This window comes from Achromobacter aegrifaciens, from assembly GCF_902859965.1.
GTDB lineage: Bacteria > Pseudomonadota > Gammaproteobacteria > Burkholderiales > Burkholderiaceae_B > Achromobacter > Achromobacter aegrifaciens.
Genome location: NZ_CADIKO010000001.1, coordinates 413,653 through 434,860, shown reverse-complemented (window position 1 = coordinate 434,860; position 21,208 = coordinate 413,653). Strand labels below are relative to the sequence as shown.

Below are 21,208 nucleotides of genomic sequence, written 5' to 3'. Positions count from 1 at the left end.
GGTGTCCGGCGGCACGCAGTCGCATCGAGTTTGCGTGCGGCTGCGGAATGCCTTTGATCAGCGCACCGCGAACCAGTCTCCCTCCAGGCTGCCGTTCATGCCGCAGAACGGCGGACCGAAGCCGTCTTTCTCGACCCCGGCGGGCGGCGTTTCTCGCACCACCAGCACAGCGCCGCGGCGCGTCAGGTCCAGCGTCCACGGCGGCCCGTCCTGATAGGTGACGATGATGCTGTCGCCTACGGCGACAGCCTTGCCGCTCAGATCGCAGACCCAGCGGCCGTTGTAGGGCTGGGCCGAATTGGCGGCCACGAGCAGTTGGCCGTCGGCGCCGCGGGTGATTTCAATTTCACCTTCGACGTTCTTCCACTTGCCGACAAAGCCGGCAGGCGGCTGCGGATCGATGGACTTCAGAAAATTCAGGCGGTAGCGCATGCTGGTGCCGATCTCCTTGACCGGCGTGCTGCCCGAAAAGGGCTCGGCATAGATATTGTCCCGCACGCCCAGGAAATAACGTTGGTCGGCGGTCAGCGATTTGACTGCCTCGGCGTCGAGCTTGCCGCGTACCGCCTTGTACTGCTGCGCGATGGCCGCGTCCTGGTCGGCCAGCGCCGGGTGGGCGCAAATGGCTTTTTCGACCGGAGTCGCGGCCTTGGCGCAGTTGAAAGAGGGGGCTGCCACGGCGCTGCCTGCCACGGCCAACGATGCTGCAAGGACCAGATGACGGATCATCTTGTGTAGCTCTCCAGGGTTATATAAGCGTTCGATGGGCCTGTCGGCGCCGAGAGGACTGCGCAGTTTACCGGCGGGGACTGTGCTTGGGGACGCCGGGATGGCCTTGTCGCTTCTGCCAAGCGCGCCCGCGCTGGCGACTTCCAAACCGAGGCCGCAGAATTTTGCGTTGGGATGTCAATCAAAAAAATATAAGCCTTTGATTCTTATTGAATTGCGTGCCAATTCGAGCGGATTCTGGCCGCGGACTCCTGATTTCTTGGCGAACGGTGCTTTCTTAAATATATAATTCATCTGATAAGCATTCGCATTTAGATATCGGAACGATGAATTGTGGCCAAGAAAACTCAGTTGACTATCTCGCTGTGCGTCCAGTGCTTTAGCCCGGCAGTCGCGCTGTCCTTGATTCTTCCCGCCAGCGCCGCCGCCCAGACCGCGGCGCAAACCACGACGCTGCAGCCCGTCACCGTGACCGCGGGTTCGGTCTCGGAGGAAGACTTGCCCGCGCCCTATGCCGGCGGGCAGGTGGCGCAGGGCGCGCGCCTGGGCCTGATGGGCAATCAGGACGTGATGGATACGCCATTCAACGTCACCAGCTATACCTCCGAGCTGATCCAGAACCAGCAGGCGCGCACGTTGGCGGACGTGATGGCCAACGATCCTTCCGTGCGGTTCACGACGTCGAGCGGACACGCCTACGAGAACTTCCGCATCCGCGGCTTCGACGTCAACCAGAACGACGTGGCGATCAACGGCATGTATGGCCTGGCGCCCATGGGGCGCACGCCGCTGGAGTTCGTCGAGCGGGTGGAGGTGCTGAAAGGCCCGAACGCCTTGTTCAGCGGCATGGCGCCCAGCGGCGCGGTGGGCGGCACGATCAACCTGGTGCCCAAGCGGGCGGAAGACACGCCCAATGCCACCTTCGGCGTGAACTGGCAGGCCGACGGCCAGCTGGGCACGACCATCGATGCCGGCCGCCGTTTCGGCTCCGCCAATGAATGGGGCGCGCGCGTCAACGGTTCCTTCAGCGACGGCGCCACCACGCTGGACGGCCAATCCAGAAAACGCGAGTTCCTGTCCGCCGGCCTGGACTATCGCGGCAGCGCCCTGAGCGCGTCGATAGACGCCTACCATAGCCAGGAGTCGTTTTCGGGCGGCACGCCGGCCATGTTCTGGTTCGGCGGTTCGGTCGTGCCCGAAGCGCCCGATCCTCGCATCAACCAGTTCAGCACCGGCTATGGCAGCATCCAGAGCAACGCGGTCATGGCGCGGGCTGAATACCGCTTCAATGACAGCGTATCGGCCTTTGCCGGTGTGGGCAGGCGCGACAGCCATCAATCGGGCCTGATCAATGGCACCCATGCGCGGCAGATCGACGCCAATGGCAATTTCACCGGCTCCATCATCGGCCAGCGCGCCTACACGGATGCCACCTCGGCCGAGGGCGGGCTGCGCACGCGGTTCAACACGGGCAACGTACGGCACGAGCTGGTGCTCCAGGCTTCCTTGCTGAAGCTGGAAGACGGGTCGGCCACCGGGCCGGCATCGACTTTCAAGTCGAATATCTACGACCCGATCACGCCGGTCATGCCTGCGGTGCCGGGCAGCGCGCCCAAGACGGCGGAGAACACGCTGTCCAGCCTGGCGCTGGTGGATACCATGTCCTTCTTCGACGACAAGCTGCTCCTGACCGGCGGCCTGCGCAACCAGCGCGTGAAGACGACGAACTTCGACAAGACCGGCAAGACGACGGCCCGCTATGACGAGGACGCCGTGACACCGGCTGTCGCCATCGTCGTCAAACCTTGGGGACCGGACGTCTCGCTGTATGCCAACTACGTGCAGGGCCTGAGCAAGGGCGATAGCGTCACGGACACCAGCGCCAGCAACTATGGCCAGGTGTTCGCGCCCTACAAGACCAAGCAGCAGGAGCTGGGCGTCAAGTGGAATGCCGGCACTTTCACCAATACCCTGGCATTCTTCCAGATAGACAAGCCCATGCTGGTGACGGAGGGCTCCACGGCCAAGCCTACGTATGCGGACGGCGGCGAGAAGCGTGTCCGCGGCGTGGAGTGGAATACCTTCGGCGAGTTGGCTGCGGGCTTGCGCGTGCTGGGCGGCGTCACTTACACGCAAGGCACGCAGGTCAAGACCTCGTATGGCCGCTATGACGGCAATACCGCGGTGGGCGCGCCGCGCTGGCAGGCCAATGCCGGGCTGGAATGGGACACGCCGTGGGTGCCCGGCGTGACGCTGAGCGCGCGCGTGCAGGCGACTTCGAGCCAGTACGCGGATGCGGCCAACAAACTGCAGATCCCGGGCTGGGGCCAACTGGACCTGGGCGCCCGCTACGCCACGCAGATCAACGGCCGGGACGTCGTGTACCGGCTGAATGTCAACAACGTGTTCGACAAGCACTATTACGCCGGCAGTTTCAGCGACACGACGCCTATCGTGACGCTGGGGCCGGCGCGCACCGTAACCGCCTCCGCCAGCATCAGTTTCTGAATGCGGGATGTTTTGCCGGTCCCTGTTCCGGACAGTCGATTCGGAGCAGGGATTGGCAGGCAGGTCTCGGGCATTTCATCCTGGGGTGACCATGGAAGTCCTGATTCTTTCCAGCCTGGCGAGCCTGTTCCTGGGCAGCTTCTGTATCTATCGCGCTTCGCCCAACCAGCGATGGGGCGCCACGTCCTGGCCGGTCCTGCCCGCCCGCGTCGCTGGCATTCTGCTGCTCGCGCTGGGCGGCTGGGGTTGCCTGCGCGCATTCTCTGCCGTCGCGGCCGTGTTCGTTTTCTGCACCGCCTTGATGTTGTTCTTCAGCCTCATGCCGTACCTGGGCGTACTGGCGGGCCTGCGCGGTAGCGATACGCATGAAGCCCGTTAAGCCCGCGCCGATCCGGCGCGACTGGATATCGAAGAGCCTGGCGGGCGCATTGCTCGGCTTCGCGCTGGCCATGGGCGCCAGCGCAACGCTGGCCGCATTGACTGCCGGCATTCCGTTGGCGACGCGTTCGCAGCTGGCCATGTGGCTGGTGCCGCCCGTCTGGCTCGGCGTCGCGAGTACCGTCTACTTTTTCGCCAGCGGCCTGCGCGCGTGGATCTGGCTGGGCGGAGCCTGCGTGCTGCTCTATGGCGGACTGCTTGTCGTCAAGGCGATCTGAAGGGAGTCCGCGATCATGAGAGCCGACTACATACGCATCTACAAATCCGTCCATACCTGGACGGGCATCCTGACCGGCATGGCGCTGTTCATCGCCTTCTACGCCGGTGCGCTGACCGTATTCAAAGAGCCGCTGACCCGTTGGGCTACGCCGCCCGCGGCCGTCGCGCCCGTGGCGCTGGAAGACGCGCCCGACCTTATCGCCAGAACCCTGCAAGCGCGGCCGGATGTGGCCAAGGGGTTCAGCATCCATCTGCAGGACGCCGAACACGTGCCGGCCCGTATGTCCTGGGAAGTCCGTGACGGGCAGGCCGACGATCACGATGAATCGTCGATCCGCCACCATGTCGCCTATCTGGATGCGCGCGGCGAGCTGCGGTTGGAGGAGGCCGCGCCCAGTGGGCTGATGCCGTTCATCGATGTGCTTCACCGCGTGGTGGGCCTGCCTGTCGACAGCGATCCCAACCGCTGGTTCATGGGCATCGTCGCATCGCTCTATGCAATTGCCCTGGTGTCGGGAGTGATCGTGCTGCTGCCGTCGCTGGTCAAGGACTTTTTCGCGTTGCGGGTCGGGAAGAACCTGAAGCGCATGTGGCTGGATGCGCATAACGTGGTGGGCATTGTTTCGCTGCCATTTCACATCGTCATGGCGCTGAGCTCCGTCGTGTTCGCGTTCCACGACGGAATCTACGATCTGCAGGACAAGCTCATGTACGAAGGCAAGCTGGAATCCGTCTTCCAGCGGTCCGGCGGCGGCGCGCCGGCTGGAGAGGTCCGGAATCCTGCAGACATGCTGACGCCGGCGGAACTGCTGACCCAGGCGCGCGCCCTCGCCCCGGGCTTCGAGCCTTATGGGTTGCAGTATCAACAGGTCGCCAGCCCGCGCGCCATCGTACGCGTCTGGGGCAAGGACGACAGTGCGGTATCGCCGCGGGCGCGAGGCGGCTTCGTGGCGCTCGATCCCTACAGCGGGAAGGTGCTCAACCGCGACTATCTGCCGGGCGGACAGGACGCGCCCAACCTCTGGGTCAGCAGTTTCTTCGCGCTGCACATGGCTTCCTTCGGCGGCGCGGCAGTGCAGTGGCTTTATTTCCTGCTTGGACTGGCGGGCGCATGGCTGTTCTATAGCGGCAACCTGCTGTGGATAGAAACCCGCCGCAAGCGCGCCGACCGGCAGACGGGCGAGATTCCAGTGCAGCGCTTGGACACGCGGCTGATGGCGTCGGCGACAGTGGGCGTCTGCCTGGGATGCGTGTGTGGCATTTCGTTGATGATGGTCGCGTCCAAAGGGTTGAGCGGGCACGTCGGCGATCTGAATGCCTGGCTGCGGGCGCTGTACTACATGGCGTTCTTCGCCAGCCTGGCCTGGGCCTTCCTGCGCGGAGGCGCGGCGGCAGGGGTGCATCTGCTATGGGTCGCGGCAGCATTGACGCTGGCGATACCCGCGGCCTCGCTCGTGGGCGGGCTGTTTCCTGCCTCCGGGCTTTGGGCGCACACGTCGGCCGCGGCGCTGGCAGTGGACGCGACGGCCCTGGCGGCAGGGCTGGGATTTGCCTGGATGGCAAAGGCCAGCGCGCGCAGGATCGGACGGGGCGACGCGGACAGCGTATGGGCGCCCAGAAGGCTCGCCGCGCGCGAGGGATAGCGGACCGCCGCGAACGGGCCGTGAACAAACGAATGGATGAACATGCGTAAAAAGAACAGATTGGAATGGCGGGATTGGATGTCGTCGGCTGCGCTGGCGGTGTCGATGATAGGCGTGGCGCCGGGCATGGCCGCGGCGCAGTCCAGGCAGGGCGCCGTCACACCCGAGGCCCATGTGGACGAACGAATTTCGCTACAGAAGGGAGAGTTCCTCGCGGGCACCTGGGCCGCCGAATCCGGCGTGACCCTGGATCTTCTGGACAGCGCCGGGCAGCACGTACGCCGGCTGAGCGACGGCGAAAAGCCGGCCGGAGCCCTGATGCTGGTGGCGCCGGAGGATGGCCTCTACACCGTTCGCGCGCAGGGCCAGGGCCTGTTCCGCTGGGCCGTGACGGAACGCCTGCCCCTTGCGGGACAACGTGCGCCCGCGGCGGCGCTCGACAGCCCGCGCCTGACCGCGCTGGCGGCGACGCTGGCCGCGGGCGGCACGACGGATGCCTTTTGGGATGAGGTGGCGCAGCAAGGCACGCCGCTGGTCGAGGCCGTGGACGCCGGGCATGACCGCGTCACATTCCTGTGGCGCGGCGCCGAACGCAATGTGCGCCTGTTCGGCGGGCCGTCGTCGGACCATGCTCAGTTGGCGCGGCTGGGCAACTCCGATGTCTGGCATGCCAGCTTCGTCGTCCCCAGGTCCACGCGCCTGTCATATCGCCTGGCGCCCGATGTGCCCGAGCTTCCGGGCTCCGGCATGGCGCGGCGCCGCGCGATCCTGGCCACGGCGCAGGCCGATCCGCACAATCCCAAGGCATACCCGGCGCGCGGCGTCGACGCGTACCAGACCTATTCCATGCTGGAACTGGCGGACGCGCCGCAGCAGCCCTGGGTCGAGCCCCGCGCGGGCGTGCGGCAGGGAACGGTGGAGACCATGGAGCTGCGCAGCGATCTCATGCGCAACACGCGCAAGATCCACCTGTACCGTCCTGCTGGCTGGCAGTCTGGCGCAGCGGACAATCACGTGCTGGTGCTGTTCGACGCCGGCGCCTATCTGGGCCGCGTGCCCACGCCCACCATTCTGGACAACATGATCGCCGCAGGCGTCATTCCTCCGACGGCGGCGCTGCTCATCGACAACCCTACGGCGGAATCCCGCAGCCAGGAATTGCCGCCCAACCCGGACTTTGCGGACTTCCTGGCGAAAGAGCTGATGCCGTGGGCGCGCAAGCAAGGCATCAGCGCGCCTGCCGCGCGCACCGTCATCGGCGGTTCCAGCTACGGCGGATTGGCATCGGCCTATGCGGCGTTGCGCCACCCCGAAGTGTTCGGCAACGTGCTCAGCCAATCAGGTTCCTATTGGTGGTCGCCGGCGGGCGAGGAGGACCAGTGGCTGACGCGGCAATTCGTCGCGGTGCGCAAGCTGCCGGTGCGCTTCTTCCTTGGCGCCGGCCTGTTCGAGTCCGGACGCGGCGGCCAGCCGGGCATCCTGGAGACCAACCGGCATCTGCGGGATGTGCTGCGTGCCAAGGGCTATCTGGTTACGCACCGCGAGGTGGCGGGCGGACATGATTACCTGGTCTGGCGCGGGACCTTGTCGGATGGCCTGCTGGATCTGATCGGCACTGGCAAGCAGGGGGGCGGATAAGCCCGGCTTGAAAGCTGGCAGGCCTGCTCAGGAGGCGTCTTCGGACGCCTCGCCGTGCTCATCCCACCAGTCGCCCAGCGCATCCAGCAGCTGCACCAGCGTCTTTCCCGATGGCGTGAGCGCGTACTCCACGCGCCGCGGATAGCCATCGAAATCAGTGCGCTGGACGATCCCGGCCAACTCCAGCTTGCGCAGCTCCAGCGTCAGCATCCGATGCGAGATGGTCGGATTGTCGCGGCGCAGATCGCTGAAACGCTTGGTGCCTTCCTTGAGGTAATAGACCAGCAGCGTCGGCCATCTGCCGCTCAGTATCTGCATGACTTCCTCGATGGGGCAACGCGAAACCAGGTCTTTCATGGGCGGGTCATGGTGACAAAAATGTGCGTAATTTACTTAGCCTAGCAGATCCGTAGAATTCAATCCGCTGCGCAGCGTGACCCTCATCTACGGAGAAAGAAATCTTGGAACCCATTCTTGTTTATGGCTTTCCGCTGGGAAGTTCCATGGGGCTCGTCGCTGCGCTGGAGTGGCTGGGCAAACCCTATCGCCTGTGCCGCGTGGACATGCTGAGCGAAATGCGTCTGCCCTCCTATGCGCGGATCAACGCGCGCCACGAGACGCCTGCATTCGTCAGCGAACAGGGCGCGGTTTTCACGGAAACCATGGCGATTGCGCGCTGGATCGAAAACCGTGATGACGAGCGCAGGATCAGCTTTGACCCGCTGTCGCCGGAATCCGACCGCATGCACCAGTTCATGGCTTTTCTGAACACTGGTTTCACCGCCGCCTTCACCCCGCATTGGGTCGCCCTGGAAATGGATCCGCCTGATCCGGCCTTGCAGAAAACGCTGCGGGAGTGGGGGGCGCAACGCGTCATAGAACGCCATGACAAGCTCGAAGCGATGCTGGGCGAGACTCCGTTCCTGATGGGCGATCGTCCGACTCTGGCGGACGCCGTGCTGGTGGGCGTTGCGCGCTGGCTGGACTTCCATGAGGTCGCTGCCCAGTCCCGCTGGCCCAGGCTGGCGGCGCTGCGGCAGCGGCTGGAAAGCGACCCGGCGGTCAAATATGCGATCTCGTTGGAAGAGGGAGCAAGCCCCGGTTATCCGGGACTGTGCCAGGGCCATGTGCCGCTGGAAACGCTGATCGCGACGTATGGAAAGTAGACGGCCGGCCCCATCCGGCGCACGGGCGGCAATGCCCCGCCGCTGTCCGTGCGCCGTCCTCGAGTCTTTGCCCCAGTAAGACCAAAGTCCCATGCGCGGCCCGCGGACGGTAGCTATCCTGCGGGCTTGCTGCCAAGGGCAGAGCACAGGAAGGGGTGGCTCATGAGTCTGATTCTGGGTAGGACAATACTGGACAAGGTGGAGACAAATCGGGTGCGGAGCAAGCCGGAGACGCTGGGGCAGTTCTTTTCCAAACCCGCCCCGCCGGTAGGTTGGCGCATAGGCAAGCTGAGGCCAGGCCAGTCTCTCTTGCTCTGGTCGTACAACCTCCAGGGCTTGATGGTCTGGATGGATAGTGCCGGTCCCGGCAGCCTGGGGTCCGTTCCGGGCACAGAGCGTTACGTTTCGACCTTTTTCGAGTACCGGCGCGCGCCCGAGAACGCGACCCTGCATGGCGCGAAGAATGTGGCGAAAGTCTGCTATGCCGCCAGCGTCGGGCTGCTTGTGGCCGAATGCCGCCAGTTGGTGCACCGTGGGGAGTTTCTGCCGGCCAGTCACTTGAGAGCTCTGCGCGAGGCACGACCTGCGAGGGACATGGGCATGGCGCGCTCCTGCCTGCTCGTGACGAAGCGGGAACCTGTTGCCAATGCCGCAGCCGCCGCTCCAGAGGCCAATGAATTCGTTTCCACCACGGGCAGCCCGAAGGAAATTGTCGAGAAAATCCAGTGGATGTCAGCACAGCCCTCGGGAAATTTTCTGGCAAGGACACGCTCCCCCGCGAAGCCGGGCTGACGCGGGTCGGGCCCGCAGTTTCAAGGTTGCGCCTAAGTCATTTCTCATCCAAAAGCAGGATGGAAATTTCTGATAATTTCAAAATACTACGACTAAAGTCCGATGTAGCCCCCGAAGGCCGGCGCTATTGTTCGCACCAGCAAAGCGCAGCGCTCGCTGTGCGGTACGAGTGGTTTCTTCGGAGAGGGTCATGTCCAATAGCTTGCAGAAATGGGTGGGCCGCAACCGCCCGCCGCGGGTTCAGATCACGTATGACGTTGAAACCGGCGACGCGATCGAGAAGCGTGAATTGCCGATGGTGGTGGGCGTGCTGGCGGATCTTTCGGGTCAGCCGGCCACGCCGCTGCCCAAGCTGAAAGAGCGCCGTTTCGTCGAGATCGACCGCGACAATTTCGACGAAATCCTGGGCAAGATCCGCCCGCGCCTGGACCTGTCCGTGCCCGACACCGCCAAGGGCGAAGGCAATCTGCGCATTGAGCTGAACTTCGAGAAGTTCGCCGACTTCCATCCCGAATCCCTGGTCGAGCAGGTGCCGCGGCTGTCCAAGCTGCTGGAGGCGCGGCATCAACTGCGCGACCTGCTGGCCAAGCTGGATGGCAATGACGAGCTGGACTCCATCCTTGAGCGCATCGTGCGCAGCACCGAGGAGCTCAAGGCCGTCAAGAGCGAAGCGCAGGCTGGCGGGACGGCCGGCGATGTGGCCGAACCGGCCGCAACGGCGCCGTCGGCCTAACGCGGACGGCAACGTCAGCGCGCGCAGGGCAGGCCTTGCGCCGAAGCCGCGCGCGGGCAATTTCAATTCTCAGGGTGACGAACATGGCAAGCAAACAGACGGCCGATACGGCGGCGGTTGGAGGCAACGCAACGCAGGAAGCGGCGCAGGCGGGCGAACTCAGCCTGCTGGACCGCATCGTGCAGGAAGGCAATATGGCGGTGGAGCCGTCGCAGAATTCCTACGCGAAGAAACTGCTCGGGCAGCTGGCGTCCCAGATCCTGGACGAAGGCATGCGCACCAGCCCGGACAAGTCGGTGGTGGCGATGATCAATGAGCGCGTGGCGGAAATCGACCGTCTGCTGACGGATCAGCTGAACGCCATCATGCATGCGCCGGACTTCCAGGCGCTCGAAGCATCGTGGACCGGCTTGCACGATATGGTCCATGGCACCGAGACGAGCTCGCGGCTGAAGCTGCGGCTGTTGAACGTCAAGAAGAAGGAATTGCTGAAAGACCTGGAGTCGGCCGTCGATCACGACATGAGCCTGCTCTTCAAAAAGGTCTATGAAGACGAGTACGGCACGTTCGGCGGCAGTCCGTATTCCGTGCTGATAGGCGATTACGCATTTGGCCGGCATCCGCAGGATCTGGCGCTACTGGAACGCATCTCCAAGGTCGCGGCCGCCGCGCACGCGCCGTTCATCGCCTCTGCCGCGCCCAGCCTCTTCGACCTGAAATCGTACACGGACCTCGGCGTCACGCGCGATCTCTCCAAGGTCTTCGAAAGCGCCGAGCTCGCCATGTGGCGCAGCTTCCGCGAGTCGGAAGATTCCCGCTACGTGGCGCTGGTGCTGCCGTCCTATGCGGCGCGCCTGCCCTACGGCGCCAAGACCAAGCCGGTCGATACGTTCAACTTCGAAGAGGACGTCGACGGCTCGGATCACAGCAAGTATCTGTGGGCGAATTCCGCCTACCAGCTGGGTCTGCGCATCACCGACGCGTTCGCCAAGTACAGCTGGTCGACCGCGATCCGCGGGGTGGAAGGCGGCGGCAAGGTGGAGAGCATAGCCGCGCATGCCTACAAGACCGATGAAGGCGACATCGCGCTCAAGTGCCCGACGGAAGTGACGATCACGGACCGCCGCGAAAAGGAACTCAGCGACCTGGGGTTCATTGCGTTCGTGAACGCCAAGGGCTCGAACCAGGCCACGTTCTTCGGCAGCCAGACGGCAAACAAGCCCAAGGTCTACAACAAGGATGCCGCCAATGCCAATGCGCAGCTGTCATCACGCCTGCCGTTCGTGCTGGCCGCGTCGCGGTTTGCGCATTACATCAAGGTGATGATGCGCGACAAGGTGGGCAGCTTCCAGTCGCGTACGGACGTCGAGAACTATCTGAACAACTGGATTGCGGACTACGTGCTGATCAACCCCTCGGCCTCGCAGGAACAGAAGGCCAGCTATCCGCTGGGCGAGGCGCGCGTCGACGTCACGGAGGTGCCCGGAAAGCCCGGCGCGTACCGCGCCACCTGCTTCATCAAGCCTCATTTCCAGATGGAAGAGCTGACCGCGTCCATCCGCCTGGTGGCAGACCTGCCGGCCGCGGCTGCCTGAACTTTCGAACCGCGCGCCGCCAGTCGGCGGCGCACGCCAACCGAATCCTCTTCGAACACGGAATTCCATGGATACCATCCTGCTCAAGATCAACAACATCAAAGGCAACTCCACTCTGGACGGCCATGCCGACGCGATCATCCTCTTGGGCGCCTCGCATGGCGTGATGTTGCCGATGTCGATGGACATGGCCAACACCGAGCGCGCCCTGGGCCGGCCCAGCTTCTCGGAAATGGCGTTTACCAAGGTAATGGACCAGTCCACGCCCGCGCTATACAACGCGTGCGCGTCCGGCGCCAAGCTGAACGACGCGACCATACTCATCGGCCGCAACGAGAGCGGGTCGTTCCTGTTGCACGTGAAGTACGTACTGGGCAATGCGATGGTCTCGTCCATCAACTCCGCGCTGGGCGAGGGCGGCGGCAGCGACAGCTTCACGTTGTGCTTCAGCAAGCTCTCCATCGAATACACCCAGCAGGCCACCGCCGGCAACAAGGCCGGCACGGCATCGTTCGGCTGGGACCTGGCGACGAACAAGTCCACCGCCGCGCCCAAGAAGTAATGCCGGACGCCGCTCCCGCATGTGCGGGCGCGGCGCCGGTGCACGTACAGGAACGCCCGCAACATGCCGACCGATACCCTTTATTCGCCCGTGCCCTTGTTTGACCGCCTGGCGGCTGATGCGGAGTCGCAACTGGCGGGGGCCGACGCGCAGAGACTGGCGGTGGCCAGGGACCTGGAGCGCCTGCTGAACACGCGTTCGCGCCTGGATTTCGAGGCCTTTTCACGCTCGGCGGCAACGGTGGTCGACTACGGCGTGCCCGACTACTCGGCGCGGTCGCCGGTGTCGGCGTCGGATCGCGAGGCCGTCGCTGCTGTAGTCAAGCAGGCCATTGCCCTTTATGAACCCCGCCTGTCCAATGTGTCGGTGGACATGGCGCCCGCCGCGAACGGGATAGGCCCATGCCGGCTGGAGATCCGGGCCGACATGCGGGTCGGCGGCGCGGTGAACCACGTGGCATTCGAACTGCTGGCAGGCGCGCAGAGCGGGACGGGGGGCGGGTCATGACCGATCTGGCGTCCGATGGCATCCTGCAGTACTACAAGCGCGAGCTGTCCTACCTGCGCAATCAGGGGGCGGACTTCGCGCTGCGCTATCCCAAGGTGGCATCCAGGCTGGCGCTGCATGGCACGGAATCGCCAGATCCGCATACCGAACGCCTGATAGAAGCCACTGCGTTCCTGGCGGCCCGGGTGCACCGCGACCTGGATCAGGAGTTTCCCCAGATCGCCGCCGCGATGCTGGACAACGTCTGTCCGACGCTGGTGCAGCCCATCCCGTCGATGACCGTGGTGCAGCTGGCTCTGGACGGCAGCCAGGGAAAAGTGACGGCCGGACTGCCCGTGCCGCGGCATAGCGGCCTGGCGGCGCGGACCGAGGCCGGCGAACTTTGCCGGTTCCGCACCGCCTGGGATGCCACGCTGTGGCCCTTGAGGATAGGAAGCGCCGGCTTCTCTGAAGACCAGGCTTTGCGCCTGGAGCTGGAAAGCGATTCCGGCGTGGAGCTGTCGGAGCTGGAAATCCGCACACTGCGCATCCACCTGCAGGGCGACTGGATGGTGACGATGCCGCTGTACGAGTTGCTGGCGGCGGGCGTGGCCGGCATATCGCTCTATGCCGAAGGGGGCGGCGTTGTGCCGCTGCCGTTGACGGCCTGGCGCGAAGTGGGATATGCGCCGGAAGAGAGCGTATTGCCGCAGCCGCCGAATGGATTGCCGGCGCACGGCCTGATGCAGGAGTACTTCGCATTTCCGCGCAAGTTCCATTTCTTTGACCTGGATTTGCCGCGGGGGCTGCCGTTCAAGGGGCGCCGTTGCCAGATCGCGCTGCACCTGGACAGGCAGGCTCGCGGCCTGGGCGCGATAGGCGCCCAGCATTTCCGCCTGGGTTGCACGCCGGTGATCAACCTGTACGCGCAGACCAGCGAACCGGTCACGATCGACGATAGCCATTACGAATATCGCCTGGTGGCCGACAAGCGCCGTGACGAGACGACGGAAGTGCATTCGGTGCTGTCCGTGATCCTGTCCGATCCGGCGGCCGAGCGCTCGATTCCCGTGCCCAGCTATGCGGAGGTCGAGCACGCGGACGCCGCTCGCGGTACGTTGTTCTGGTCTGCCCGAAGGGAACACAGCCTGCGTGACCGCGTAAGCGGCACCGACATGTTCCTGAGCTTCGTGGATGCCCGCAACGAGATTCGCCGGCCCGTTGAACCCGTGGTCTATGCCAATCTGCTTTGCACCAACCGGCGCCTTGCCGAGCAGGTGCCAGTGGGCGCCCGCATGGTGTTCGAACGTGTGGCGCAGAACGTATCGGTGCAATGCCTGTACGAGCCCACCGCGCAGCGCAACCCGCCCTTGGGCGGCGACGCGCTGTGGCGCCTGGTGTCGCTGCTGACGTTGAATCAGCAGTCGCTGGTGGAGTCATCGACCGGACACAAACGCCTGCAGCAGATCCTGCAGTTGTTCGCGTCCGGCAGCACGCGTGAGCAGGATCTGATCCGCGGCCTCAAGGGCGTCAGTGCGCGCCCAGTCACGGCGCATGTGGGCAAGGAGGCCTGGCGCGGCTTCTGCCACGGCATGGAAGTCACGGTGGAGTTCGACGCCGATGCGTTCGTGGGAGGATCGCCGCTGCTGCTGGGCGCAGTGCTGGCGCGGTTCTTTGCGATGTATACATCGGTCAATTCGTTCGTGCGGCTGGCGGTGCGCCGGGGCGACGAAATATGGAAGCAGTGGCAGCCCATGACGGGCTACCAGCAATCGCTATGATCGCCCGGCTGCTCTCCCGCCCGCAACGCTACAACCTGTTCCAGGCGATCGCCCTGCTGGAGCGCGCGACGCCAGCGGCCGCGCCGCTGGGCCGCGGAAATGGCGACGGCGAGGCTGTGCGCCTGCACGGGCATGTGTCGGTCGCGTTCGAGGCCAGCGACGTGCGTGCCATCGCCCGGAAGCAGGACGCGGGGCGTTGGGGCCAGGCCATGCAGACACGCTACGCCTTGACTACGCCGGTGATGACACTTGCCGGCGCCAGCAGTCCGTTGCCCTTGGCGTACACCGAACTGGTGCTGCAGCGGCGGGCGTCGCGGGATCACGCCACCGCAGATTTCCTGGATATCTTCAACCACCGCTTCCTGTCCTTCTTCTACCGAAGCCGCAAGAAGCACGCGCTGGGCCTTAACGCGTCCGCGCCGCATGCGTCGGCGCTGGTGGGCTGCCTGGATGCGCTGAGCGACCTGGGCTATGCCCGCGACGAGGCCGGTCCGCAAGGCCAGCGCCTGTGGGTCAGGCACGCCGGTCTGCTGGGCGTGGCGACGCGATCGATGACCGGGCTGCTGGCGTTGCTGGCGGACCGTCTGGGCTTGAAGGTGCTGGGCCGGCAATTCATCGGGCAATGGCGGACGCTGGACGCGAAGGATCATTCGCGCCTGGGCGGAAAGGGGTTGGCGTTGAATGCGTCGCGGGCGCTGGGCCGCCGGGTATGGGACCAGGGGGCCGGGATCCGTATCGAATTCCTGGACCTGAGTCCCGCCCGGTTCGAGCGCCTGTTACCCGGGGGCGCGGACCACGAACTGGCGCTGTGGCTGATCCGCAGTCACCTCCGGAGAGACCTGAACGTGGATTTCGTGCTGCACGCGCAGCCGCGCGCCGGTGCGTGCGTGCTGGGCGGCGCGGCAGCAGCCCGGCTGGGGTGGACCAGCTGGGCCACCGCTAAGCGGCAGACCCTCGCTCCGGCGCCGGTGCGCCTGACGGCGCGCATGGCGTCCGCTTCCCCATTGGCCAACCGTACATAAGGCAAATCCGGCATGGATATCGACATCCGCACGCTGCTGGCCCGGCTCAACCCGGTCTGCAAGCACGCGATGGAACTGGCGGCGCAGCAGTGCGTGCGCCAGACGCATTACAACGTGGATGTCGAGCACTTGCTGCTGACGCTGCTGGAAACCGCCGCTCCCGATCTGAAAGCGGTGCTGGATCATTACCAGATCCGGGCGGAAGACGTGTCGGCGCAATTGCAGCGCGCGCAGGAGCAATTCAAGCGGGGCAACGGCCGCACTCCGTCCTTGTCGCCGAATTTCCCTCCCATGTTCCAGGAGGCATGGCTGCTCAGCTCGATGCTGCTGGGGCAGCAGCAGATCCGGTCCGGCACCCTGCTGCTGGCGTTGCTGGAGGTCGACAGCCTGCGCGGATTGCTGCTGGAGTCGGCGCCGGGATTGCTGAACATCTCCCGGGCCGACTTGCGAGCGGCATTGCCGTCCATCCTGGCGGGCAGCGCGGAAGACGCTGGAACCTCGTCTCCCCCGTCCGGGCCGGGAGCCGCGGGCTTGCCCGCCGGCGGCGCGCCTGTCATGCCGACGCCGGGCGAGGGCGGGACGCGCCAATCGGCGCTGGAGCTGTATACGATCGACCTGACGGCCCTGGCGCGCGAAGGGGCGATCGACCCGGTGCGTGGCAGGGATGCGGAAATCCGGCAGTTGGTCGACGTGCTGCTGCGCCGCCGGCAGAACAATCCCATTCTTACGGGCGAGGCCGGCGTGGGCAAGACCGCCGTGGTCGAGGGCTTTGCGCAGCGCATCGTGCAAGGCGACGTGCCTCCGGCCTTGTGCAATGTATCGGTCCGCTCCCTGGACCTGGCGCTGCTGCAGGCCGGGGCGGGCGTGCGCGGCGAATTCGAGAACCGGCTGAAATCGGTGATCAGTGAAGTGAAGGCGTCGGCGACGCCGGTCATCCTGTTCATCGACGAGGCCCACCAGTTGATAGGCGCGGGCGGCAGCGAAGGGCAGGGCGACGCCGCCAATCTGCTCAAGCCGGCCTTGGCGCGCGGCGAATTGCGCACCATCGCCGCCACGACCTGGGCCGAATACAAGCGTTACGTCGAGCGGGATCCGGCGTTGGCAAGGCGCTTTCAGGTCGTCAAGGTGGAAGAACCCACCGAGGCGGCGGCCGTCGAAATGCTGCGCGGCATGGTGCAACGGCTGGAGGCCCATCATGGCGTCGAGATCCTGGATGCCGCGGTCAGGGACGCCGTGAAGCTGTCGCACCGCTATATCTCCGGCCGGCAGTTGCCGGACAAGGCGATCAGCGTGCTGGATACGGCTTGCGCCAGGGTGGCGATCGGCCAGAGCGCGGAGCCGGAAGAAATCGAGGCCCTTGGGCGCGCTATAGAGGCGGCCGAGAACCAGCTGCGCATACTGCGCCACGAGGCCGCCACGGGCACGGACCGTCATGACGCGATCGCGGCGACGCAGCGTCAGATAGAGGATCAACGCGAACAGCACCGCCGACTGGGAGAGAAGTTGGCAGCCGAACGCAGCGCGGTGGCTGAAATCCTGACGTGGCGCCGCCGTATCGCCGACCGCGTCGTGGCCGGCAGCGACAAGGCGGCGGACGAAGAGGACCTGGACGCGTTGACCGCCAATCTGACCCGCCTGGAAAAAGGCCTTGAGGCAGTGCAGAACGACGAGCCCATCGTGCCGGTGTGCGTGGACTCTTCGGTCGTGGCGAAAGTGATTTCCGGCTGGACCGGCATTCCGGTGGGCCGGATGCTGGCCGATGAGCTGCACACCGTGCTGTATCTGCAGGAGAAACTGTCCGGACGCATCGTGGGACAGGACGAAGCCCTGGACGCCATCGCCCGGCGCATCCGTACTTTCCGCGCGGACCTGGACGATCCTGGCAAACCGGTGGGCGTGTTCCTGCTGCTGGGTCCCAGCGGCGTCGGCAAGACCGAGACCGCGTGCGCGCTGGCCGATACCTTGTACGGCGGCGAGCGCAACATGATCACCATCAATATGTCGGAGTTCCAGGAAGCGCATAGCGTGTCGGGCCTGAAAGGCGCGCCGCCAGGATATGTGGGATACGGCCGCGGGGGCGTGCTGACCGAAGCGGTGCGGCGCCGTCCCTACAGCGTCGTGCTGTTGGACGAAATGGAGAAGGCGCATCCCGACGTGCTCGAGCTCTTTTTCCAGGTGTTCGACAAAGGGACCATGGAGGACGGCGAGGGCGTTTCCATCGACTTCAAGAACACCCTGATCCTGTTGACGTCGAATGCGTCGCAGGACGTCATCACCGATGCCTGCCGGGGCGGGGCGCGGCCCTCCCCAGAGGCCCTGGCCGAGCGTTTGCGCGCCCCGTTGTTGCGGCAGTTCAGCCCGGCGTTCCTGGGCCGCCTGGTGATGGTTCCCTACTACCCGTTGGGAGATAGCCAGATCAATGCCATCGTCAATCTGAAGCTGGAACGCCTGGCCCGGCGTTTCGCGCGCAACCACCACGCGAACCTGAGCTGGGACGACGCCGTGGCGCAGTCGATCGCGGCGCGTTGCAAGGAAGTGGACAGCGGGGCGCGCAATGTGGACCATATCCTGACGCAGGCGGTGTTGCCGGAGCTGGCGCGCCAGGTGCTGGAACGCATTTCCGTGGCCGCGCCGTTCGGCGGCGTCCATCTGGGCCTGACGCCCGCGGGTGCGATCGATTTCCGATTCCGCGACGCGGAGACCGGATAAGCCCATGGCCGCCGATCAGACCCAAGCCCACTGGTTTGCCTCGGTATCCACGCCGTTCGGCAAGGACGTCCTGTTGCTGGAATCCTTCAGCGGGCGCGAGGCGATGTCGGAGCTGTTCCGGTTCGATCTCAGGATGAGGTCGGCCAACAAGGCGCTGGATGCGAGAGCGATCGTCGGCAAGGCCGTCACGGTGACATTGCAGCGCCCGCGTCAGCGGCCTCGGCACTTCAACGGAATCGTCACGCGCTTCGTGCACCTGGGCGCGGACCGCGGGCATGCCTACTACCTGGCAGAACTGCAGCCGCGCCTGTGGCTGCTGACGCTGGGGCGGGACCGTGCCATACACCAGAACAAGACCGCGTTGGACATCGTCAAGGAAACGCTGGGACGCTACGAGGTGGCATTCGAGACCCGGCTGGGAGCGGGCGCCTATCCGCGGCGTCCCTATTGCGTGCAGTACGACGAAAGCCCATTCGACTTTATTTCCCGCCTGATGGAAGAAGAGGGAATCTTCTATTTCTTCGACGGCGCCGATGGCAGGCATACGCTGGTGCTGGCCGACAGCCCCGCCGCGCATTCCGTGAATGCGCATGCCGCCCGCCTGCAGTGCGCGCTGGACAAGGACGATGGGGCGGACCCGGACCGCGTGCATGCGTTCGAGATGGCGCACGGCATCGTGGCGCCGGGGCATGTGCTGGCGGACTATGACTATCTCACGGCGAGCACTTCCCTTGCCGCATCGCGCAAGCCGGCGCTGTTGCCCGACGCCCGGCACTATGTCTATCCCGGCAAGTACGCCGACGCCGCGGACGGCGACCGCAAGGCCGCCATCAGGCTGGCTGCGCAACAGGCCGACGGGCAGGTGGGCAGCGGCGTCAGCGGATGCCATGGCCTGTCGGCCGGTTCCCGCTTTGAACTGGCCGGTCACCCGGACAGCGCTCTGAATGTGTCCTACGTTCTGCGGGCCGTCACGCACGACGCGACCCAGGAGGGATACCGGAACCGCTTTGACGTGCTGCCGGAGGCCGTGCCGTTCCGTCCCAGGCCTGTGACGCCCCGGCCCATGGTCACCGGGACGCATACCGCCCAGGTGGTGGGGCTGGCGGGTGAAGAGATATGGACCGACGCGCATGGGCGGGTGAAGCTGAAGTTCCATTGGGATGACGGCCCCGCGCGAGACCAGGACAGCTCCTGCTGGGTACGGGTATCGCAGAGTGTGGCGGGGCAGGGGTGGGGGCATTGGTTCCTGCCCCGAGTCGGCCAGGAGGTGGTGGTGAGTTACGTCGATGGCGACCCCGACCGGCCTCTGGTGACGGGTACGGTCTACAACAAGCAGCAGACCTTGCCCGTGCAGCTGCCGGCGGAGCAGACGCAGAGCGTCATGCGGTCGCGCTCGTCCAAGCGCGGCGTGGCGGGCAATGAGATCCGCATGGAGGACAAACTCGATGCGGAAGAACTGTACTTGCATGCGCAGAAGGACATGCGGGTCGTCATCGAGGACGCGCTTGAGACGGAGGTTGGCGGTAATGAAAGCCGCATCGTCAAGCGGGGAGACCGCCGCATCGAGGTACAGAAGGGTAAGGAATCGCATGTGGTGCAGGGTGTGCGCAGCGTCGAGGTCCATGGCGAGGAAACGCACGCCAACCGGGCGGCATTTACTCAGGACGTGGCCGGCAATTACACGCTGAAAGTCAGCGGCAATCTTGTCATCGACGTCACAGGCTCCATCAGCATCAAAAGCGCGTCGACGCTGACCGCGCAAGCCGCAACCACGCTGAGCAACAAGGCGCTGACGATCGAACACAAGGCGACGGCGACGCAGACCGTCGATGGCGGCGGCCTGCTGGCGCTCAAGGGCGGCCTGGTCAAGATCAACTGAGGCGCGCCATGCATAGCTCCGATACCTCCTTGCCCGAGATCCAGATCATGGAAGAGCTGGACGAGGCCGGCCGCCTCTCGGCGCGCAGTTCCTGGCAGGCCGGCGTGGCGCAAGGCCCGATGACGCGATATGGCGCTGACGGAGAAGTGTTGCTGCAGGCGGAGTTCCGGCAGGGCCGCCTGTCCGGCTCGCTGCGGATACACGACGAATTTGGCGCGTTGCTGCGTGTAGCGTCTTACGCCGAGGGCAGGTTGCATGGCGAAGCGCTGTCCTATCGCGATGGCAAGCTGGCGTCGCGCCAGCAGTATGAGCTCGGGCTATTGCACGGACCTTGCGTGGCATATGCGCAGTCGGGCCTGGAGACGTTGCGGCAGACCTACCTGATGGGCAGGCTCGATGGCATGGCCGAATACCTGCAAGATGGTGTCGTGGTCCGCCGCGAAAGCTATCGCCTGGGCCTCCTGGATGGCGAAACGCGTGACTACGCTGCGGACGGCACGCTGTTGGCAGCGTCTCCGTACCGCGCGGGGGTATTGCACGGCATCGCCCGCCGTTACGCGCCTGATGGCGCTGCGCTGGCCGAGCGCCGTTACGTGAATGGTGCGCCGGAGCAGCCTTGGCGCCGCCTGGAGCCGGCAGACTCCGAACCGTCATCTCCCACTTTCGGCGCGCGCCTGGAAAAGTGGATCAGAGGATAGCCATGGCCCTGCAAGTGACCACGGGTTCGGCCCTGATGTGCAGCTTTGGCGCGGCGCCGTCCGTGCTGAATGTAATGCCTGCGGGCGTGCTGGCGGGGGCATTGCCAGCTGCCACCATCATGGACCATGCGCCAGTCGCCAATGTGGCGCCTTTCGGCATGTGCAGTTGCCTGGGCAATCCGGCGGTTGCCGCGGCCACCGCCGCGGCCTTGGGCGCCTTGACGCCCATGCCCTGCATGCCCGCTACGCCCGGCCCCTGGCTGCCCGGTTCACCCACCGTGCTGATCGGTGGCAAGCCCGCCTTGCAGGACGCGTCGATGCTGCTCTGCACCTGGGGTGGACTGATCCGGATCACGGCGCCCGCGCAGGTCACGACTTTGGTTCCCTGAGGATGTGAACGCATGTCTTACGTATTCTCCCTGACTCCCCGAATGTTGACCGTCACGCTGGCCTGCGCCGTCCTGCTCTGCGTGCTGCTGTTCCTGCTGGGCTTCCAGATCGGAGCCCGCCTGTCGGAACCGCCAGCCGCGCCGCCGGGTATCGCCGCCGCCGCGCCCGCCACGGTAGAGGCCGCGGCGCCCAAGGCGGACCGCCATGACTGAGTTCCCCG

General features: G+C 65.3%; 20 protein-coding genes. 18 read left to right on the top strand and 2 right to left on the bottom strand.

Annotated features, from left to right (window positions below; all coding sequences use genetic code 11):
• Nucleotides 1–57: 57 nt before the first annotated feature.
• Nucleotides 58–729: a lysozyme inhibitor LprI family protein gene (locus HV793_RS02100; RefSeq protein ID WP_175160400.1), complete on the bottom strand. Its 672-nt coding sequence runs from the start codon at nucleotides 727–729 to the stop codon at nucleotides 58–60.
• Between the two features lie 333 nt (nucleotides 730–1,062).
• Here HV793_RS02100 and HV793_RS02095 point away from each other — a divergent pair, with 333 nt between their 5' ends.
• The 5 genes from HV793_RS02095 (at nucleotide 1,063) to fes (ending at nucleotide 7,175) form a co-directional block, all read left to right on the top strand.
• A complete protein-coding gene (locus HV793_RS02095; protein WP_175212575.1) occupies nucleotides 1,063–3,237 on the top strand; it encodes a TonB-dependent receptor in 2,175 nt (724 codons plus the stop codon).
• Between the two features lie 91 nt (nucleotides 3,238–3,328).
• Nucleotides 3,329–3,616 carry a hypothetical protein gene (locus HV793_RS02090; protein ID WP_175180636.1) on the top strand — a complete coding sequence of 96 codons (288 nt, stop codon included), beginning with the start codon at nucleotides 3,329–3,331 and terminating at the stop codon, nucleotides 3,614–3,616.
• On the top strand, nucleotides 3,603–3,893 hold the full coding sequence (locus HV793_RS02085) for a hypothetical protein (RefSeq protein WP_054451890.1): 291 nt from the start codon (nucleotides 3,603–3,605) through the stop codon (nucleotides 3,891–3,893). Before HV793_RS02090 ends, HV793_RS02085 begins: the two co-directional genes overlap by 14 nt.
• A gap of 15 nt (nucleotides 3,894–3,908) precedes the next feature.
• Complete coding sequence (locus tag HV793_RS02080) at nucleotides 3,909–5,537, top strand: PepSY-associated TM helix domain-containing protein (RefSeq protein WP_175212574.1); 1,629 nt, start codon at nucleotides 3,909–3,911, stop codon at nucleotides 5,535–5,537.
• 42 nt (nucleotides 5,538–5,579) lie between these two features.
• Nucleotides 5,580–7,175, top strand: a complete 1,596-nt coding sequence (gene fes / locus HV793_RS02075; RefSeq protein ID WP_244958576.1) for an enterochelin esterase — start codon at nucleotides 5,580–5,582, stop codon at nucleotides 7,173–7,175.
• A 27-nt stretch (nucleotides 7,176–7,202) separates the two neighbouring features.
• On the opposite strand, the gene HV793_RS02070 is transcribed toward fes, so the two are convergent.
• The gene (locus tag HV793_RS02070; RefSeq protein WP_175212573.1) at nucleotides 7,203–7,532 is read right to left on the bottom strand and encodes a winged helix-turn-helix transcriptional regulator; all 330 of its coding nucleotides are present in this window, start codon (nucleotides 7,530–7,532) and stop codon (nucleotides 7,203–7,205) included.
• Nucleotides 7,533–7,636: 104 nt separating this feature from the next.
• Between HV793_RS02070 and HV793_RS02065 the strand changes: the two genes are divergently transcribed.
• The 13 genes from HV793_RS02065 (at nucleotide 7,637) to HV793_RS02005 (ending at nucleotide 21,200) form a co-directional block, all read left to right on the top strand.
• Nucleotides 7,637–8,341 carry a glutathione S-transferase family protein gene (locus HV793_RS02065; protein WP_054451886.1) on the top strand — a complete coding sequence of 235 codons (705 nt, stop codon included), beginning with the start codon at nucleotides 7,637–7,639 and terminating at the stop codon, nucleotides 8,339–8,341.
• A 162-nt stretch (nucleotides 8,342–8,503) separates the two neighbouring features.
• Complete coding sequence (locus tag HV793_RS02060) at nucleotides 8,504–9,133, top strand: hypothetical protein (protein ID WP_054451885.1); 630 nt, start codon at nucleotides 8,504–8,506, stop codon at nucleotides 9,131–9,133.
• Nucleotides 9,134–9,323: 190 nt separating this feature from the next.
• Entirely contained in the window at nucleotides 9,324–9,866 is a 543-nt protein-coding gene (tssB, locus tag HV793_RS02055; RefSeq protein WP_054451884.1) for a type VI secretion system contractile sheath small subunit, read from the top strand.
• 83 nt (nucleotides 9,867–9,949) lie between these two features.
• On the top strand, nucleotides 9,950–11,461 hold the full coding sequence (gene tssC, locus HV793_RS02050; protein WP_054451883.1) for a type VI secretion system contractile sheath large subunit: 1,512 nt from the start codon (nucleotides 9,950–9,952) through the stop codon (nucleotides 11,459–11,461).
• Between the two features lie 67 nt (nucleotides 11,462–11,528).
• The gene (locus HV793_RS02045) at nucleotides 11,529–12,023 is read left to right on the top strand and encodes an Hcp family type VI secretion system effector (RefSeq protein ID WP_054451882.1); all 495 of its coding nucleotides are present in this window, start codon (nucleotides 11,529–11,531) and stop codon (nucleotides 12,021–12,023) included.
• A 63-nt stretch (nucleotides 12,024–12,086) separates the two neighbouring features.
• Nucleotides 12,087–12,530, top strand: coding sequence for a type VI secretion system baseplate subunit TssE (gene tssE, locus HV793_RS02040; RefSeq protein WP_175212572.1), 444 nt, complete (start codon nucleotides 12,087–12,089; stop codon nucleotides 12,528–12,530).
• Nucleotides 12,527–14,290 (top strand): type VI secretion system baseplate subunit TssF, encoded by a 1,764-nt coding sequence (gene tssF, locus HV793_RS02035; protein WP_225590381.1) that lies wholly within the window; start codon nucleotides 12,527–12,529, stop codon nucleotides 14,288–14,290. Before tssE ends, tssF begins: the two co-directional genes overlap by 4 nt.
• Nucleotides 14,287–15,312 (top strand): type VI secretion system baseplate subunit TssG, encoded by a 1,026-nt coding sequence (gene tssG / locus HV793_RS02030; protein WP_225588891.1) that lies wholly within the window; start codon nucleotides 14,287–14,289, stop codon nucleotides 15,310–15,312. The genes tssF and tssG overlap by 4 nt, the downstream gene beginning before the upstream one ends.
• Before the next feature lie 12 nt (nucleotides 15,313–15,324).
• Complete coding sequence (tssH, locus tag HV793_RS02025) at nucleotides 15,325–18,021, top strand: type VI secretion system ATPase TssH (RefSeq protein ID WP_175212571.1); 2,697 nt, start codon at nucleotides 15,325–15,327, stop codon at nucleotides 18,019–18,021.
• Between the two features lie 4 nt (nucleotides 18,022–18,025).
• A complete protein-coding gene (locus HV793_RS02020) occupies nucleotides 18,026–19,900 on the top strand; it encodes a type VI secretion system Vgr family protein (RefSeq protein ID WP_054451878.1) in 1,875 nt (624 codons plus the stop codon).
• An 8-nt stretch (nucleotides 19,901–19,908) separates the two neighbouring features.
• Entirely contained in the window at nucleotides 19,909–20,598 is a 690-nt protein-coding gene (locus tag HV793_RS02015; protein ID WP_119451865.1) for a toxin-antitoxin system YwqK family antitoxin, read from the top strand.
• A gap of 2 nt (nucleotides 20,599–20,600) precedes the next feature.
• Entirely contained in the window at nucleotides 20,601–20,987 is a 387-nt protein-coding gene (locus tag HV793_RS02010) for a DUF4280 domain-containing protein (protein ID WP_054451876.1), read from the top strand.
• A 12-nt stretch (nucleotides 20,988–20,999) separates the two neighbouring features.
• Complete coding sequence (locus tag HV793_RS02005; protein ID WP_119451867.1) at nucleotides 21,000–21,200, top strand: hypothetical protein; 201 nt, start codon at nucleotides 21,000–21,002, stop codon at nucleotides 21,198–21,200.
• The last annotated feature ends 8 nt before the right edge of the window (nucleotides 21,201–21,208 follow it).